Origin of the sequence: Sulfurovum sp. (genome assembly GCA_020525365.1) — a bacterium.
Lineage (GTDB): Bacteria > Campylobacterota > Campylobacteria > Campylobacterales > Sulfurovaceae > Sulfurovum.
Window position 1 is genome coordinate 496,432 of record JAIZOF010000001.1, and the last position, 18,237, is coordinate 514,668.

An 18,237-nucleotide genomic window follows, 5' to 3' on the forward strand; every position below is an offset into this window, starting at 1 on the left:
ACCACTTTGGTGGAAATTAGTAAGCTAAGACTTTCTATTGCCTCATCTTAATAGGTATTATTTAATAATTTGTACTCCCGCACCTATCAGTCCTACAATACCCTCTTTAATGTTTATTGGTATAAAACCATGCTTTTCCAAAATACGTGAAGCTGTTATGCTACGACTGCCACTTCTACAGTACACCAATATTTTTTTATTTTTGTAGAGTACCAATTTATTTAGGTTTTTTTCAAGCTTTGAAAGAGGGATGAGTATAGCATTGTGAAGGTGACCACCTTTGTACTCTTGGATGGTTCTGACATCAAGAAGCATAATATTGTTATCTTTTTCAAGTAGTGTAATTGCTTGTTTGGGAGTGATGCTTTCAAAGTTTGCAAATATCCATCCTTTTGTGTAGGCAAACCACACTATCAGTACAATCATTGCAATATAATAAGAGTAGTCGATTGCTTTTTTCATTTTATTCTCTTTTTTAATACTATTATATCATTTTTATTTTGTTTCACATAGTTACAGTTGTAATTGATATTATTTTATGATATCAAAGTAGTACAAATAGTTTAATCATCTTTTAGTTAAGATAGAAGTACTATTCTGAGAATACTTTACCAATACCGGTAAAGGGGAATGAAACTTAGCTAAGGGATTACTATGACTCATGTAATTACACAACATCCATACTACGGTGTTTTTATCCTATTTGCATTAACATCAATTGCATTTACGGCAACACTATTTTTGGCTCGTCTCATTAGTCGAAAACTTGCCAAACTCGATACTGAGAAGCTTAAACTTACTATCTACGAGTGTGGACCTGAAGTTACCAAACAACCAAATACTATATCAGCACAGTTCTACTTGATTGCACTTTTGTTTATTTTATTTGATGTGGAGATCATTTTTATGTTTCCATGGGCGATTGATTTTAAGTTACTTGGATGGTTTGGTTTTGCAGAAATGATTCTATTTATTTTACTACTTGCAATTGGTTTTGTATATGCATGGAAGAAAGGAGCACTTGAATGGCACAGCATCAAGTAAATTATACCAGTACAGCTGGATTACCAATAGCACTAACTTCGGTAGACAAACTCGTCAACTGGGGACGTTCAAACTCACTTTGGCCATTAACCTATGGACTCGCATGTTGTGCGATTGAGATGATGGCATCAGGAGCTTCCCGTTATGACTTTGACCGTATGGGTACAATTTTTAGGGCTTCTCCAAGGCAAGCAGATGTAATGATTCTTGCAGGGACACTCTCAAAGAAGCATGCGGAATTTGCAAGACGTCTTTATGATCAGATGACAGAGCCAAAATGGGTTATTTCCATGGGATCGTGTGCCAACACGGGTGGTATGTTTAATACTTATGCAACCGTACAAGGTGTTGATCGTATTGTACCAGTTGATATTTACCTACCTGGATGTGCGCCTAGACCAGAGACACTTCAGTATGCACTTATGATGCTTCAGAAGAAAATTAGACGTGAGTCTGCAAATATGAAAAAAAATATCAAACAAAACTTGAGGTTAGTATAATGAGAAAATATGTACCAAAAGATAATGTACAAGCAAAATCCTACTATACCGATAGATATTGGGTTGCACCAAGAGTCCCTAGAGAGGCAGTAGAAAAAGGTACACACTTTGAGACAGTAATGAAGGCTATGAAAACTTTTGCTAAAGAGTCATATGTTGAAGCAGAACAACTGGTGATTCACATCGATGCCAAAGAGAATTTTAAAGCCATCAAGACACTTAAAAAACAGTGTGGTTATACGCAATGTTCAGAACAGAGTGCAGTAGATTATCTTGCACAGAATAATGAATTTGAGCTCTTCTACCAGTTCCTTAATATTGATGAAGCAAAGCGTGTACGTATTGTCTGTCGTATTAAACAAGGTGAAGCAATAGAGTCAATTGTACCACTGTTTAACTCAGCAAATTTTGCAGAACGTGAGATGTATGATATGTTTGGTATTAAAGTTAATAATCACCCACTTCTTAAGCGTATTATTATGCCTGATGATTGGGAAGGGCATCCACTTCTTAAGACTTACCCACTACACGGAGATGAGTTTGCTTCATGGTATGAGGTTGATAAAATTTTTGGAAAAGAGTACCGTAATATTATTGGGCCTGAAAACCGTGATCCTGCACATATTGATCATTATGATACTAAGCGTTTTTCAAGAGTTGGCTATGAAGTACCGTTTGGTGAGGATATATCCAAGGGCGAGAAAGAGCAACAGATTGAGTACAGCAAAACCATCCTTGTCGATTATAGTAAAAAGTCTGGCAAACAACTCAATGAGAGAAAGTAAGAGGGAGTAGAGTATGCAACAACCAAATAAATTAACACCATTCTTTGAAAATCTCAATTTTGAGCGTGATGACAATACGATGGTAATCAACTTCGGTCCTCAGCACCCTTCTGCTCATGGACAGCTGAGATTGGTTCTTGAGCTTGATGGTGAACAGGTGGTCAAAGCTTATCCAGATATTGGGTATCTTCATAGAGGTATTGAAAAGATGGCCGAGAATATGACCTATAATGAGTTTCTACCAACAACAGATCGTTTGGATTATATTGCGGCAACTTCTAATAACTATGCGTATGCATTGGCAGTGGAAAAGCTACTTGGCATTGAAGCACCACGTCGTGCACAGGCAATTCGTACAATACTGTTGGAGATTAATCGTATTATCTCCCATCTTTTCTTTATTGCAACACATGCACTTGATGTTGGTGCCATGTCAGTCTTTCTTTATGCCTTTCGTGAAAGAGAGTTTGCCATGGATCTCATGGAAGACTACTGTGGTGCACGCTTAACACATTCTGCGGTACGTATTGGGGGTGTACCTCTTGACCTTCCTGAAGGTTTTATTGAGAATATGATTGCATGGTGTGACAAGGTTGACCATGAAGTGAAGAATACTTACGAGGCACTTCTAACGGAGAACCGTATTTGGAAGATGCGTCTGGAGAATGTCGGGGTAATCTCTGCAGAAGATGCACTCAATTGGGGATGTACCGGTCCAATGCTTAGAGGCTCCGGGGTTAAGTATGATATCCGTAAAGAAGAGCCGTATGAACTCTATGGTGAGCTTGATTTTGATATTCCCGTTTCTGATAGATGTGATTCTTATGGGCGATATAAGCTTTATATGGAAGAGATTTGTCAATCTACCCGTATCCTTAGACAGCTTGTATCAATATACAAAGATAGTCCCTCTGAACTGATGGCACATGCACCACAGTATATCTCTGCACCAAAAGAAGAGATTATGACTCAGAACTATGCACTAATGCAACACTTTGTTTTGGTTACGCAAGGGATGAGACCACCTAAAGGCGAGGTTTATGTACCAACCGAATCGCCCAAAGGAGAACTAGGTTTTTATATAAAATCAGAGGGTGAGCCATATGCCTATCGCCTAAAGTGTAGGGCACCAAGCTTTTTCCATACGGGATTACTTCAAAATATTCTTGTAGGTACATATATTGCAGATGTCGTTACGATTATTGGTTCTACCAATATCGTATTCGGTGAAGTTGATAGATAGGAGTAACGATGAAAAGATATGATTTAAGACATTTACATGATAACTTCTATAATAGAATGGCAGAACTAATTGATCAGGGTCTTAAGGTTGGTGAGGTTGGTATCTTTCTTTTTGAAGTTGGTGATTTTTCCCATATTCAGAAGTCTGCAGATTTTATTAAAGAATTAGGTCATGATTTAATGAATTCCTTAAAGTTTAATGAAGTAGACTGGACAATTGTTGTCAAAAAGGTTGATGAAGAGATACGTAGAGAAAGAGCCAAAAAAGTGGAAGAAGCATGCATTGAAGCAGAAAGAAAAGTAACCGAAAAGATTGCTTTGGCAGAAGAAAAGGCTAAATAAAATGTCACGTATAATATTCTCTACTTGGAGGGATGAATTTATTGATAATCGTAGTAAATCACCCAATGAGTGGAGTGAATCTAAATTTAAATTACCTGAAACTTATGATGGTGATATAAAGTCTAAGGCTTTTATCGGATGGGACGGTGTTGCAATCTTTAATGAAGATATTGATGCAGTTGAGCTTGCTTCACAATATGCGGCACAATATCAAGAGTACTCCGAAGCATGTGGACGCTGTGCACCTGGTCGGTGGGGTGGACGTATTTTATATGATTTGCTTGATAAAATTGCACGTGGTGAAGGAGCACATGACGATATTGCTCACCTCAAAGAGATATCTAAGACTATGATGACTACTTCTAAATGTGAGATTGGAAAGACGGTTCCAAAACCTATTCTTGACTTGATGGAGCATTATAAGGATCAATTTGATACTTGTATTAATATGCAGCAACCCTCTAGGCATTATGGTGGAGATACCTCCTATATTGCCAAGATAACAGCACCATGTACCGATATGTGTCCAGCACATGTAGATATTCCTGCTTATATTGAAGGTGTGCGTGATATGATTTTTACTGATTCACTTGTTGCAACACGCCAGACAATGCCTTTGGCACACACCTGTGGACGTGTTTGTCCGCACCCATGTGAAGATGCTTGTCGACGTACAAACCTTGATGAGCCAATTTCTATTATGGAACTTAAGCGTCTTGGGGCCGATTATGAAACAGATCATGCATTATCATGGCAACATCCATTTGAAGTGCAACCCCCAAGAAATGATGGGAAAAAAGTAGCAATTATTGGTGCAGGACCTGCAGGACTGACTGCAGCATATTATCTTGGTATTCAAGGTATTCACGTTGATATTTTTGAAGAGCTTCCGGTTAATGGAGGAGAAGTTGCAGTAGGTGTACCAGAGTACCGTATGCCTATTGACAAGTATAATAAAGATATTCAACTAGTACTTGATTTACCAACAGTCCATATTCACAATAATCATCGCGTTGATGCAAATCGTCTTAAAGAAATTGATACTGAATATGATGCAACACTACTTGCTTTTGGTACACGTTTATCTAAGAAAGTACGTGCAACAAATGAGAATCCAAAAATGAAAGGTTATTGGGGTGCAATTGCTATGCTTGATAAGGTTAACCTTTGGAGTAAGTATGGTATTGGTTCTTCTGTATCTAATGAACTTAAAGACAAAATTATTGTTTGTGTTGGTGGAGGGTTTACCTCTATGGATGTGGTACGCTGTGCCATTCGTGAAGGCGCAAAGAAAGTAATTATGCTCTATAGGCGTGATGAGAAGACAATTATTCGAAATACAACGTATGAAGAGTATCATGAAGCTGTTGAAGAAGGTGTTGAGTTCATCTTTCACTCTGCAATTGAAGAGATATTTGATGATGGTGAGAAAATTACTAAACTTAAGGTTAACCGCTTTGAACTTGTACCCGATCCTGATGGTGGCAGACCTCAGCTTATTAAGATGGAAGGGGAGGATTTTGAGATTGAGTGCGACTATCTGATTCCAGCAGTCTCACAAGCAGCAGATCTTCAGATTCTACCTGAAGAGTGGAATATTGAATTAACATCATGGAATACCATATTAACCAATGGACGTGATTTTATGAGTTCATATCCGGGTCTTTTTGCTGCAGGTGATTGTGAATATGGACCAATGACTATTGTGAATGCAGTTGGACAGGCACGACGCGCTGCATCAGTGATTAGTCGCTATATTTATGATAAAAAAGTTTCTTTGATGGATGATGAGATTATGGAAGATCACCTCAATAAGCTCAAGGTTTATGACAAGAATGAGAAGATTACAGGCTGGATGCCAGGATTACCACGTGCAGTTAGTGAAAAACTTGAAGTAGATGAGCGTAAGCATAATAATAAAGAGGTTAACCTTGGTTTCACTGGAGAAGAGGCAATTGCTGAAGCAGAGCGCTGTATGCGTTGTTACTATATCTCTATGGTAGCAGTGTGATAGGGAAGGGCGGTATAAGATGAGCAACAGTATACATAATTCGATGAATACGGGAAAACCAATTACTATTACGATTGATGGTAAAAAGTGTAAAAGTATTTTTGGTAAGACAATCCTTGAAATTGCACGAGAGAATGATATTTATATTCCAACAATGTGTTATTTGACTAAAGTACAGCCAATTGCATCATGCCGTATGTGTGTAGTTAATGTCAAAGATGTTGAGGGGATGATTCTTTCTTGTCAAGAGAAAGCAGTTGATGGTGCTGTGGTCACAACCAACAACAAAGAGCTCTATCAGGAGCGACAAAATATTATGAAACTCTATAATGTAAATCACCCTCTTGAGTGTGGTGTATGCGATAAGAGTGGTGAATGTGATCTTCAGAACAAGACAATGGAGTTTGATGTTAATCAACAACATTTTACCACACGTGATCAGCACAGACCGGTTGAGGATTGGGGGCATGTCTCTTATGACCCAGCACTTTGTATTATGTGTGAGAAGTGTGTACGGGTCTCTACAGAAATTACAGGTGATGAAGCTCTTAAGGTAAAATTTGGTGGTTACTCTTCAGAAATTATCAATGTTAAAAAAGAGAAACACTATGCTTCTTTAGGTGAAGCAGCAGCAGTTTGTCCAGTTGGTGCATTAACACAAACACACTTTAAGTACACAGCAAATGCATGGGAAATGAATAAAATTCCAAGTGCTTGCCCACATTGTGGTAGTGGTTGTCAAATGTATTATGAGGTACGTAATGACAAGATATATCGTGTGACAAATGAGTATGAATTTAGTAATCTATGTGGTGCAGGGCGTTTTGGTTTTGATTATGCTAATGAGGATGTTATAAAAGACAAAAAAGCCTTTGCAAAAGCTATCGAGGCATTTAAAAAGGCTAGAAGTATTATATTTGGTAGTCAGATTAGCAATGAAGAGGCACTAATTCTTCAGAAACTTAAAGAGAAGTATGGTTTCAAGCTTATTTCGCATGAGGCAAGAGCTTACCAGAAGTTTATGGCTTCTTATGCCAAGATGACAGGAAAGCATCTTTATGGTGGTAGCCTTAAGGAGCTTTCTAGTTCACAGGGAATTATTGTGCTTGGGAGTCGTATTAATAGTGACTCTCCAGTGGTCAAATATCATATCAATATGGCAAGTAAATGGCACCAAGCAAGAGTAGTCTACATGCATTCTATGGAAGACAGTGAGATTCAAAATATTGTTACACAATTTATTAAGTATGAAGTAGGCAGCGAAGAGGGAGTAGTAGCATTACTATTACATACACTATTAAGTGATATAGAATTAACCAAGACACTTAGTACTACATTAAATGCTCTTGATATTGGAAACCTTTCTGCAGAGAGTAATATTGGAGAAGAGGAGTTTGAGACACTCAAAAAATCACTACTTAACAAACATAGTTTTTCACTGGTGGTCGGAAATGATCTCTATACTCATCCTAGAGCAGAGCAGATTGCCAAATGGATTGCATTACTTGAGCAATATGCAGGCTTTAATGTAATTTGTGTACCACCCCCAAGTAATGCAATGGGTATCTCTCTTATCTGTGATCTTGATGATACGACAGAGGGGTACACGGTTGGCTACAATGTTAGAGGTGACTTTACACTCTCTGCTTTGGGAAATGGTGATCTTGATATGCCTGCACTTAACCAGCAGGAGGGAACACTGGTAACAGTGGACAAGTGTGTCGTACCAATGAATGTGGCACTTCCTTATGGTGGATATGTTCTGAATGATATTGCCAATGCACTAGGATTGCATGCAGAATATACAATTGATTATACACCACAACTTCCCGAAGAGAAAGGATTTAGTGGTATTGACTTTGATGCATTACCAGATTACTTTGATGCTGTGGGAATGGAACATCGTGGTTATCTTCTCAAGCCTCAGGAGGTGTCGGTAAAGTGTACACTTGAAGAGGTTAAGGAACTTGAGGCTTATGATGGTGCGGTAATCTATAGGTGTGACCCAGTTAACCAATTTTCTCCGTTTACAGCAAAGTCACCACTTTTAATGGATGAGCCAGTCCTCTCTGGATCACCACAGTTTGCAACTATAACTAAGTTGCATGATGGTGATCTTATCACCTTTGAGGTGGATGGTATACAATTTAAACGTATGTTTAAGATCGATACATCCATGAAGGGAACTATTGCACTCAATCCGACATTTGATATGGAATTAAGTGCATCTTTGCTATCCTCTTACAGGTTTAGTCGGCTGATTTTTGAAAAAGTCAATAACGAGAATATAGGAAATGATCATGAGTGAAGTAAAAACAGTAGAGAGTATGGTTACCATTACTATTGATGGTAAGATATATCAGGCAAAAGAGGGCGAATATATTCTCAATGCCGCACGTGCAAACAATGTTTTCATTCCTGCTATTTGTTATTTGACACGATGTAGCCCTACATTGGCATGTCGTCTGTGTTTGGTAGAGGTGGATGGCAAGCAGGTCTATGCTTGTAATGCCAAAGTTAAGGAGGATATGGAGATCACGGTTGATACACCAAATATCCTTGAAGAGCGCCGTGCGATTATGGAGGTTTATGATGTGAACCACCCACTTCAGTGTGGCGTCTGTGACAAGTCTGGTGAATGTGAACTTCAGAACTATACCCTTGAACTGGCAGTGGACTCTCAAAGCTATGCTATCCCTGATACCAAAAGAGAGACTAAGAATTGGAGTTCAGTACTTCACTATGATGCAGGATTGTGTATTGTCTGTGAAAGATGTACAACCGTTTGTAAGGATATGATTGGTGATACAGCAATTAGTACAACCAAAAGAGGTGGAGAAGTACTCGATAAGGGTTACAAAGAAACAATGCCAAAAGATGCTTATGCAATGTGGAATAAACTTCAAAAATCAATCATTGCACCAAGTAATGGTACAGATTTTACTGACTGTTCAGACTGTGGTGAGTGTACAGCAGTTTGTCCAGTTGGTGCATTGACGGGAAGAGATTTTGTTTATGCCTCCAATGCTTGGGAGCTAAACCGTGTACCTGCAACTTGTGCGCACTGCTCATCAGGTTGCCAGATTTACTATGAGACAAAGCATACCTCAGTCTTTGACAGAAGCGAGAAGATTTATCGTGTTACAAATGAATGGAATTATGTCTCTCTTTGTGGTGCAGGACGCTATGGTTATGACTTTGAGAATTATGTAGATGGTAAAGATGAAGTAGCTTTCAATAGGGCAATTGAAGCACTTAAAAAAGCAGATACTATCCGCTTTAACTCTGTTATTACCAATGAAGAAGCATTGATGCTCCAGACACTAAAAGAGAAGATGGGGGTTAAGCTTGTCAACCCTGATGCATATGCTTTTCAAAAATTTCTTGGTGCATACAGTATAGTAGCCGGACACTCACTTTATAGCTATGACTTTAAGCAGGTGATGGCAACAGATTTTGTTATTAGCATTGGTGCGTCATTGCGTAATGATAACCCCAATGCACGTTATGCATTCAATAATGTTCAAAAGCTTAACAAGGGTGCAGGGCTCTACTTTCATCCAGTAGGCGATACATTAGTGCCAACCTTTGGAAAGAGTGTAGAGGTTTTTACGCATAAAGTAGGTTTAGAAGAGGCAGCACTTTATTTGATACTTGATCTTTTCTCAGATAAAAAGCAACTACCTACTAATGTGAAGGAATATATTGATAGTTTCAAATCTACTATAACTAAGACAGTTAAAGAGACGGTAATAAAAGAGGTTATCCAGACTGTTATTGATGAAGAAACTGGTGAAGAGAAGGAGGTTAAAAATAAGGCTTCTGAAGTAATAGAAAAAGAGATTACTATAGAAAAGAATGGTTTGATTGATTTGCTTGGTGGTGATAGTAATAGTTTTACTGAGACTTTTAAGAAGATGATGAAGAAAAAAGAAACATTTTCTATGATTATTGGAGAGGATCTATACTTTCATCCAAAGGCAGAGAATATTGCTAGACTTATTGCACTTATTGAGCAGACCTCTCCTATACATATTGCAATGATTCCACCAAAGACAAATTCTTTGGGTGTTGCACTTATTTGCGACCTTGACAATGAAGCCACAGGTTATACCGTTGGATATAATGAAAATGGTGATTTTAAACTCTCTGCACTTGGAGATGGTGACCTTGATATGCCAGCAATGAACCAGCAAGAGGGAACGCTGACTAACATGCATAAACGTGTTACGCCAACTAATGCCGCATTAGAATACAAAGGATATAATCTTAATGACTTAATGAAAGTTTTGGTAGGTGCACCCAATTTTACAGTTGATTGGACAGAAAAACTACCAATGCAAAAGGGTTTCAAGAAAACTAAATTTGATGATTTGCCAAATGGATATCTCAACAATGGTACCGAGAATAGGGGGTATATGCTTGAGAATATTGCTTGCAAAGTAGAAGAGATTGAAGTTAAAAATTTTGATGAGAATGAAGTACTCGAAGGTGAGATTATCTATCGCTGTAATCCACAGAGACAGTTTAATGACTTTAGCAATAAGGCACACCAGATTTTTGAAGCTTTTGGACTCTATGTATCTTCTGAAAAGGCAAAAGAGTTGGGTAAAAAGGTTGAGATTGACTTTGATGGCAGGAGTATTACGGTTGATGTGATTGTAGATGACCGTATGACAGGTGATATTGCAGCACTCTCTGATTTCAAGAGTGCAGAAGATGTCTATAGCCTCTTTGGTAATTCACGATATCAGAAAGTAACAATGAGAAAGGTATAATTATGAAAGCAACAACATATACAAATGTAGAGACATTTGTTACACACTTACCTGAAGTAACAGTGGTGGGCGTATGGATTAAGGCTGTCATTATTTTGGCTGTCATCTCTGCAATTGCAGGATTTGGTACTTACCTTGAAAGAAAGGTATTGGCATTTATGCAACGAAGACTTGGACCAATGCATGTTGGACCCTATGGATTGCTTCAGCTCATTGCTGATGGTATTAAGTTATTTACCAAAGAGGATATTGTGCCGCAGAATGCCAATAAGTTTATCTTTATGGTTGCACCAATTATTACTGCAGCAACAGCATTTATTGCATTAGCAGCAGTACCAGTATTTCCTGACTTCACAATCCCTGAACAGATTCCTGTTTTAGGTGGGACATTTGTTCCTTCTATTGCATCAGATTTAAATATTGGTATCTTATTTGTACTTGGTATGATGGCAGCAGGACTTTATGGCCCACTGCTTGCTGGTATGTCGCAGGCAAACAAATGGGGTATCATTGGTGCAGCACGTACAGCAATACAGTTTCTCTCCTATGAGGTAGTAACAGGGCTTTCTATTCTTGCACCAATTATGTTAGTGGGCTCACTCTCTTTTGTTGACTTTAATAATGCACAAGCAGGTGGGATTAGCCACTGGCTTATTTGGCAACAACCGGTTGCATTTGTACTTTTTCTTATTGCAGGATTTGCAGAAACAAATAGGACACCATTTGATTTGCTTGAAAATGAGGCAGAGATTATTTCTGGTTATGCGACAGAGTATTCTGGTATGCGATGGGGGATGTTTTTTATTGGTGAATATGCAAACATGATCACCATCTCTATTATTGCTGCAATAGTATTTCTTGGTGGATACAGTGAAGGTGGTATTGGGTGGCTAACAATCATTCTAAAAATTGGTTTCTTCTTCTTCCTTATGTTGTGGGTAAGGGCATCGTGGCCTCATATTAGACCTGATCAACTGATGTGGCTTTGCTGGAAGGTATTAATGCCAATAGCGGTAATCAATGTAGTTATCACTGGTATAGTGATGGTGGTATAAGGAGTAGTTATGGGATTAGAACAATTTAAAAATAGAAATATTGGACAACAGGAGTATGTACTTCTTGATCTTGGAGAGACACCGGTAACAGGAATGGCACAGTTTCAGCAGGTTATTAAAAGAACCTTCAAGGGAGAACTCTTTGTGGGGCTTTGGATAACGATGAGAGAGATGATTAACGCACTTTTTAAAGGGCAGATGCATACCGTAAAGTATCCATTTGAGAAGCTACCAATATCACCAAGATACAGAGCAATACATGATATGCTAAGATTACTTGAAAGTGGTCACTATCGGTGTATTGGTTGTGGTTTATGTGAAAAGATTTGTATCTCTAACTGTATTACGATGGATACACGATATGACGAAAACCAGCGCAAAGAAGTGAGTGAATACACTATTAATTTTGGGCGTTGTATCTTTTGTGGATACTGTGCAGAAGTATGTCCAGAGTTAGCGATTGTGCATGGACCCCGTTATGAGACAGCATCAGAGCAGAGAGCAAGTTTCTCTCTCTTTGAAGATATGCTTACACCAATTGATAAGCTCAATTTACAACAGGAGTATGATGGTTTTGGTGCCATCACACCTGATGCAGATGAGAATATTAAGAAAACGCCATTAGCGTATTAAAGGAGAGAAGATGCATGAAACAATAGCTTTTTATCTATTTTCGGTTTTAACAATAGGACTCTTCCTCGTCACTGTAATGAGCAAGAATGTACTATATGCAATGACATCATTGGCAGCAGGTATGGTACTTATTTCTGGATTCTTCTTTATTTTGGGGGCAGATTTTCTTGGTGTTGTACAGCTGATTGTTTATGTTGGTGCAGTGATGGCACTCTACTCGTTTGCTATGATGTTTTTTGATGCAACCAAAGATATTAATGAGAAAAATACATCCGGATCACTCGTCTTTCTTCTTGGGGGACTTAGTGCACTAGTGTTGGTACTAATGTTTATAGGACCAATTCATTCTGAAGCTATCCATGCACTCTATCCAATACATGAGAGTGTGGGTAATGCACAGGATGTGGGTATTGTACTTTTTACAAAGTACCTTGTGCCATTTGAAGTAGCTGCAGTGATGTTGCTTGTGGCAATGATTGCTGGCATTATTCTCGCAGGTAAGAAAATGGATCAGAGTTTAACAAAAGACATAAGTGTAGATGATGAAATCTTGACACAAAAGGATACAAAATGATAGGTCTATCACACTACCTTGTCGTATCGGCAATTCTTTTCTCAGTTGGGTTAATGGGTGTGCTTAGGAGAAGAAACTTACTAATGCTCTTTTTTGCAACTGAGGTTATGCTTAATGCGGTTAATATTGCATTTGCGGCAATTTCATACTACTACAATGATTTAACAGGTCAAATGTTTGCATTCTTTATTATTGCTATTGCAGCGAGTGAAGTGGCAGTAGGTCTTGGTATTCTGATTGTACTTTATAAGAAGCACGGTAGTCTTGATCTTGATGATCTTGCAACAATGAGGGGATAAGTATGGAAAATTTAATATATATAGCACTATTTGCTCCATTTGTAGGATCACTCTTTGCAGCACTATTTGGAATGAGTGAGAGAAGGATATTTGTTGGAATCATTGGTTCAGCTTTGATTGGTATCTCATTTTTGGCATCTGCTATGCTGGCACTATATGTTTTTCAGACAGGTAAAGGTGTGCATGTAACAATGATGGACTGGATTAGTGCAGGTGATCTTCATATTCCATTTGGTTTTATGATTGATCAGGTCTCTGTCACTATGATGACAGTTGTTACACTGGTCTCAACCATTGTTCATATATACTCTATTGGATATATGGATCATGATAAGAGTTTTAACCGCTTCTTCTCATACCTATCTGCATTTGTTTTCTCTATGATGGTTCTTGTTATGAGTGATAACTTTGCAGGACTCTTTATTGGCTGGGAAGGTGTTGGTGTCTGTTCTTGGTTGCTGGTTGGTTTTTGGTACCATAAGCCTGACCAGACAAGAGAAGAGAATCCATCCATCTCTCCTTCTTGGGCAGCGAATGAAGCATTCATCATGAATCGTATTGCTGACCTTGGAATGTTAATTGGTCTTTTTATTATTTATTGGAATGTTGGAAGCTTGCAATATAATGTAGTTTTTTCAACAGTACCTGAACTAAGTGGTACAGTACTTAATGCAGTAGCAATCGCACTTTTCATTGGAGCAATGGGGAAATCAGCACAGTTTCCATTGCATACATGGCTGACAGATGCAATGGAAGGTCCTACACCTGTTTCGGCACTGATTCATGCAGCAACAATGGTAACTGCGGGAGTCTTTTTGGTTATTCGTGCCAACCCTATCTTTGGTATGACACCAGAAGTGAGCTATTTTATCGCAGCACTGGGAACTTTTGTTGCATTTTTTGCAGCATCCATGGCACTGGTTAATAGGGACTTAAAACGCATTATTGCCTTTTCGACCCTTTCACAACTTGGCTATATGTTTGCAGCAGCAGGTCTTGGTGCCTACTGGATTGCACTTTTTCATCTTGCAGCACATGCTTTCTTTAAAGCCCTTCTCTTTCTTGGTGCAGGTAATGTTATGCATGCGATGCACGATGAACTTGATATCTTCAAGATGGGTGGATTAAAACGTGTGATGAAGTGGTCCTATATTTATATGGGTGTAGCATCATTGGCCTTGGCAGGTATTCCATTTTTTGCAGGCTTCTTTTCTAAAGATGCAATTATCGAAACTGCATGGAATGAAGGAACAATTGTACTTTGGGCAATCCTTGTAATTACTGCAGGAATGACAGCATTCTATAGTTTTAGACAGGTATTCTTGACCTTTAAAGGAAATGAACGATATCCTGAAGAAATTAATTACTTTAAAGATGGGAAGCATCATCCACATGAGATGTATGGTTATGTGTTGATTGCTATGTCTCCACTTGCAATTCTTGCAGTGGTGGCCGGTTTTGGAATGAATAAATTTGAACATTTTGTAACAAAATTACTTCCAGAATATCATATGAGTGAGCATACACATCATATTGCATGGATTCTTGGATTTATTGTATTGATATTTGCTGTAGGTGGTATTGTATTGGCATATAAAAAGTACTATAAGGAGCTTAAGAGAGATGATATACTTGAGCAAAGTTGGTACTATAAATTACTTGCTAATCAGTACTATATTCCAAATATCTATGAAGAGTTTATTACCAAGCCTTACGCAATGATCTCTGATATGATGTGGAATAAGATTGATCTTAAAATTGTTGATACAACAGTTGATGGGATTGCAAAGTTCCTTTACAAGACAGGCGATAGTTCAAGAAAAATGCAAACAGGTAATCTCTCTAACTATCTAAATTGGATGGCTGTGGGTGCCGTATTACTGCTAGTTGCTGCAACAATCTCTGTTGTAGTGCTAGGTTAAGGAGAGCCAAATGGATAGTATTTTAAGTGTATTAATATTTTTCCCAGCAATTGCAGGATTGCTTGGATTTGTTGTAGATAAAAATAGTGCAAGAGTCTATGGTATCACTGTTGCTATAATTGAGTTTCTACTCTCTTTATGGCTTTGGTTTAGTTTTGATGCTAATGATGCAGGTATGCAGTTCGTTGAAATGATTCCATTGATCCCTAACCTTGGAGTAAATTATTATCTTGGAGTAGATGGTATTTCTCTCTTTATTGTTCTTATGACAACACTCATGACCATGATTGGTATGATTAGTATGACCATAGAGAAAAATATGAAAAATATGGTTATCACACTTCTCTTTCTTGAGATGACCATGATTGGTGTTTTCATGGCGCTTGATGCAATTATTTTTTATCTTTTTTGGGAGTTATCGCTGGTACCAATGTTCTACATTGTTGGTGCATGGGGAGGCCCACTACGTATTTATGCTGCAATCAAATTTTTCCTCTATACCTTTATGGGATCTTTAATTATGCTAGTTGGTATGCTTTTTGTTGCATATGTCTACCATAGCTTGACTGGTATATGGAGCTTTGCAATTACTGATTGGTATGCATTGGTATTACCTATAGATTATCAGCTATGGCTCTTTGTGGCATTTTTTCTTGGGTTTGCTATTAAGGTACCAATGTTTCCGTTTCATACATGGCTTCCCTATGCACATGGTCAGGCACCAACTATCGGCTCAGTCATTCTTGCTGCAGTTTTATTGAAGATGGGTACTTATGGATTTGTAAGATTTTCTCTACCAATACTTCCTGACGCATCCGTGATGATGATTACACCAATTGCAGTACTCTCAATTATTATGATCATTTATACTGCAATGGTTGCCTATGCACAAAAAGATATGAAGCAGGTTGTTGCCTATTCATCTGTTTCGCATATGGGTATTATTATGATTGGTATTTTTGCTATGAATGCTGAGGGTATTGGTGGTTCTATTTTCCAGATGCTTTCGCATGGTATTGTTTCAGGGGCACTTTTTATGCTTGTTGGTGTTATCTATGACCGAAGACATACAAAATTGATGAGTGAGTTTGGTGGACTTGCGGCAGTCATGCCTAAATATGCTGTCATTTTTGGGATTATGCTGATGGCATCAGTTGGTTTGCCATTGACAATTGGATTTGTTGGAGAGTTTTTGGTACTACTTGGTTTCTATCAAATTTCTCCAATTATGACAATATTTGCTGGCACATCAATTATTATTGGTTCGGTCTATATGCTAGCAGTCTTTAAAAAGAGTTTTTTTGGTCCTGTAACTAAAAAGGAGAATCAAAAATTAATAGACCTTACACCAAAAGAAATATGGTCGCTTGTACCACTTGTGGCAATAGTAATTTGGCTGGGGGTTTACCCTAAGCCAGTCCTTGACCCAATCAATAAGTCAGTTAATGCAATGTTAGTTTTCATGAATGAAAAAGCAATCACAAGTGAGGCAAAGGATATTATTAGAGTGCCAAAGTTAGTGATTAATGCAGGGGGGGTAAAATAATGTTAGAACCAATTAAAGTAAGCTTGGAGAGTTTAAACCTTGTTGCCCTAGCACCAATGCTGCTTGCTATTGCAGGTGGCTTAGCGATTTTGATACTTGATTTGATTAATGAAAAGTTACACAAGTCACTTTATGTTATGTTGACAATCTTAATCCTTATGGTTGATTTTGGTGTAACTATTGGTCTTAATATCAATGAACGTGGTTTTTTTGATGTAATGCTCATAGATGGTATTTCTATCATATCACAATTACTAATTATTGTGGCATCTATTCTGTTTACACCACTTGCATTAACATCTAAGCGTTTTCATGAGTACTCTTACCCAGAGTTTTTTGCACTTTTCCTTTTTATGGTAGCAGGTCTTCAGTTTATGGTGGCAAGTGATAATTTAATTTTAATTTTTGTAGGTCTCGAAACAGCATCACTTTCACTCTATACGTTGATTGCACTACACAATAGGAGCAACTCCTATGAGGCAGCAGTTAAGTACTTCACAATGGGTGCATTGGCAGTAGGTTTTTTTGCAATGGGTTCGGCAGTTATATATGCATTGACTGGTTCGGTAGAGCTTTATCAAGTTGTAAAGGTACTTTCAGTACGGCTCAATGAACCAGACACCATGATGTTGATTTTTGGTTCTTCTGTATTGCTAATGGCAGCACTAGCATTTAAGTTATCGCTCTTTCCATTTCATACTTGGGCACCAGATGTCTATGAAGGTGCTTCTGCGCCGTTAGCTGGATATATGTCCATTGTACCAAAGATTGCATCATTTGTAGTAGCAATCAGAATATTTGGAATGTATCTTGATCTTGGTGTGGAATGGGTTCGTACTATGATTTTGGTACTTGCTGTAGTTACTATGACAATTACAAATGTTATGGCACTTGTGCAAGAAGATGTCAAACGTATGCTTGCTTATTCATCAATTTCTCATGCTGGATTTATCATGGCAGCATTAGCACTTAATACAACCGAAGCAACAACTAGTATCTTCTTTTACTATGCACTCTTTATGTTTACTAATCTTGGTGCATTTGCAATGCTGTGGATTTCTCGTCATAAAGCTAGAAGATTTAATACACGTTACGATCATCCATATGAGAAGTTTTCTGGTCTAATTCAAATTATGCCTATGGGTGCAGTGATTATGGCACTGTTTATGCTCTCATTGGCAGGAGTACCACCATTCTCTGTCTTTTGGGGTAAGATTTATGTTATGCAGGCAACGGTCAATGCTGGATATATTTGGCTTGCAGTTGTTATGGGACTCAACTCAGCAATAGCAGCATATTACTACCTTAAGTTGGTAGTCTATATGTTCCTCAAAGATTCAGTAAAAGATGTTGATACGGTTTACTATAACCTTTCACGCCCACTTATGGTAGTTATTGGATTTGCAGCAATAGCAACAATTGCAGCTATCTTCTACGTACAACCATTGGTATCGTACCTCTACTATATGATTTCTGCTTCAGGATATTAATATACAAGTACTCAGC

At 38.1% G+C, this 18,237-nt stretch carries 16 protein-coding genes; 15 read left to right on the top strand and 1 reads right to left on the bottom strand.

All coding sequences use genetic code 11. From position 1 onward, the window contains the following. Window positions 1-57: 57 nt before the first annotated feature. Entirely contained in the window at window positions 58-462 is a 405-nt protein-coding gene (locus LGB01_02525; protein ID MCB4753091.1) for a rhodanese-like domain-containing protein, read from the bottom strand. Window positions 463-654: 192 nt separating this feature from the next. Between LGB01_02525 and LGB01_02530 the strand changes: the two genes are divergently transcribed. Genes LGB01_02530 through nuoN form a run of 15 tightly spaced genes read left to right on the top strand, consistent with a single transcriptional unit; the run spans window position 655 to window position 18,221 of the window. Next, entirely contained in the window at window positions 655-1,044 is a 390-nt protein-coding gene (locus LGB01_02530; protein ID MCB4753092.1) for an NAD(P)H-quinone oxidoreductase subunit 3, read from the top strand. After that, window positions 1,026-1,544 (top strand): NADH-quinone oxidoreductase subunit B, encoded by a 519-nt coding sequence (locus LGB01_02535; GenBank protein ID MCB4753093.1) that lies wholly within the window; start codon window positions 1,026-1,028, stop codon window positions 1,542-1,544. Before LGB01_02530 ends, LGB01_02535 begins: the two co-directional genes overlap by 19 nt. Continuing rightward, on the top strand, window positions 1,544-2,329 hold the full coding sequence (locus LGB01_02540) for an NADH-quinone oxidoreductase subunit C (GenBank protein MCB4753094.1): 786 nt from the start codon (window positions 1,544-1,546) through the stop codon (window positions 2,327-2,329). The genes LGB01_02535 and LGB01_02540 overlap by 1 nt, the downstream gene beginning before the upstream one ends. 13 nt (window positions 2,330-2,342) lie before the next feature. Further along, entirely contained in the window at window positions 2,343-3,572 is a 1,230-nt protein-coding gene (gene nuoD, locus LGB01_02545) for an NADH dehydrogenase (quinone) subunit D (GenBank protein MCB4753095.1), read from the top strand. An 8-nt stretch (window positions 3,573-3,580) separates the two neighbouring features. After that, window positions 3,581-3,913, top strand: a complete 333-nt coding sequence (locus LGB01_02550; protein MCB4753096.1) for an NADH-ubiquinone oxidoreductase subunit E family protein — start codon at window positions 3,581-3,583, stop codon at window positions 3,911-3,913. Between the two features lies 1 nt (window position 3,914). After that, entirely contained in the window at window positions 3,915-5,924 is a 2,010-nt protein-coding gene (locus LGB01_02555; protein MCB4753097.1) for an FAD-dependent oxidoreductase, read from the top strand. A gap of 19 nt (window positions 5,925-5,943) precedes the next feature. Continuing rightward, complete coding sequence (locus LGB01_02560; GenBank protein MCB4753098.1) at window positions 5,944-8,232, top strand: (2Fe-2S)-binding protein; 2,289 nt, start codon at window positions 5,944-5,946, stop codon at window positions 8,230-8,232. Beyond that, window positions 8,225-10,702 carry an NADH-quinone oxidoreductase subunit G gene (locus LGB01_02565; GenBank protein MCB4753099.1) on the top strand — a complete coding sequence of 826 codons (2,478 nt, stop codon included), beginning with the start codon at window positions 8,225-8,227 and terminating at the stop codon, window positions 10,700-10,702. The genes LGB01_02560 and LGB01_02565 overlap by 8 nt, the downstream gene beginning before the upstream one ends. A gap of 2 nt (window positions 10,703-10,704) precedes the next feature. Further along, complete coding sequence (gene nuoH / locus LGB01_02570) at window positions 10,705-11,757, top strand: NADH-quinone oxidoreductase subunit NuoH (GenBank protein MCB4753100.1); 1,053 nt, start codon at window positions 10,705-10,707, stop codon at window positions 11,755-11,757. A gap of 9 nt (window positions 11,758-11,766) precedes the next feature. Then, window positions 11,767-12,390 carry an NADH-quinone oxidoreductase subunit NuoI gene (nuoI, locus tag LGB01_02575; protein MCB4753101.1) on the top strand — a complete coding sequence of 208 codons (624 nt, stop codon included), beginning with the start codon at window positions 11,767-11,769 and terminating at the stop codon, window positions 12,388-12,390. 10 nt (window positions 12,391-12,400) lie between these two features. Then, complete coding sequence (locus LGB01_02580; protein MCB4753102.1) at window positions 12,401-12,964, top strand: NADH-quinone oxidoreductase subunit J; 564 nt, start codon at window positions 12,401-12,403, stop codon at window positions 12,962-12,964. Beyond that, the gene (gene nuoK, locus LGB01_02585) at window positions 12,961-13,263 is read left to right on the top strand and encodes an NADH-quinone oxidoreductase subunit NuoK (protein MCB4753103.1); all 303 of its coding nucleotides are present in this window, start codon (window positions 12,961-12,963) and stop codon (window positions 13,261-13,263) included. The genes LGB01_02580 and nuoK overlap by 4 nt, the downstream gene beginning before the upstream one ends. A gap of 2 nt (window positions 13,264-13,265) precedes the next feature. Further along, complete coding sequence (gene nuoL / locus LGB01_02590; GenBank protein ID MCB4753104.1) at window positions 13,266-15,185, top strand: NADH-quinone oxidoreductase subunit L; 1,920 nt, start codon at window positions 13,266-13,268, stop codon at window positions 15,183-15,185. A 10-nt stretch (window positions 15,186-15,195) separates the two neighbouring features. Then, a complete protein-coding gene (locus LGB01_02595) occupies window positions 15,196-16,731 on the top strand; it encodes an NADH-quinone oxidoreductase subunit M (GenBank protein MCB4753105.1) in 1,536 nt (511 codons plus the stop codon). Continuing rightward, window positions 16,731-18,221, top strand: a complete 1,491-nt coding sequence (gene nuoN, locus LGB01_02600; protein ID MCB4753106.1) for an NADH-quinone oxidoreductase subunit NuoN — start codon at window positions 16,731-16,733, stop codon at window positions 18,219-18,221. Before LGB01_02595 ends, nuoN begins: the two co-directional genes overlap by 1 nt. Window positions 18,222-18,237 lie beyond the last annotated feature (16 nt).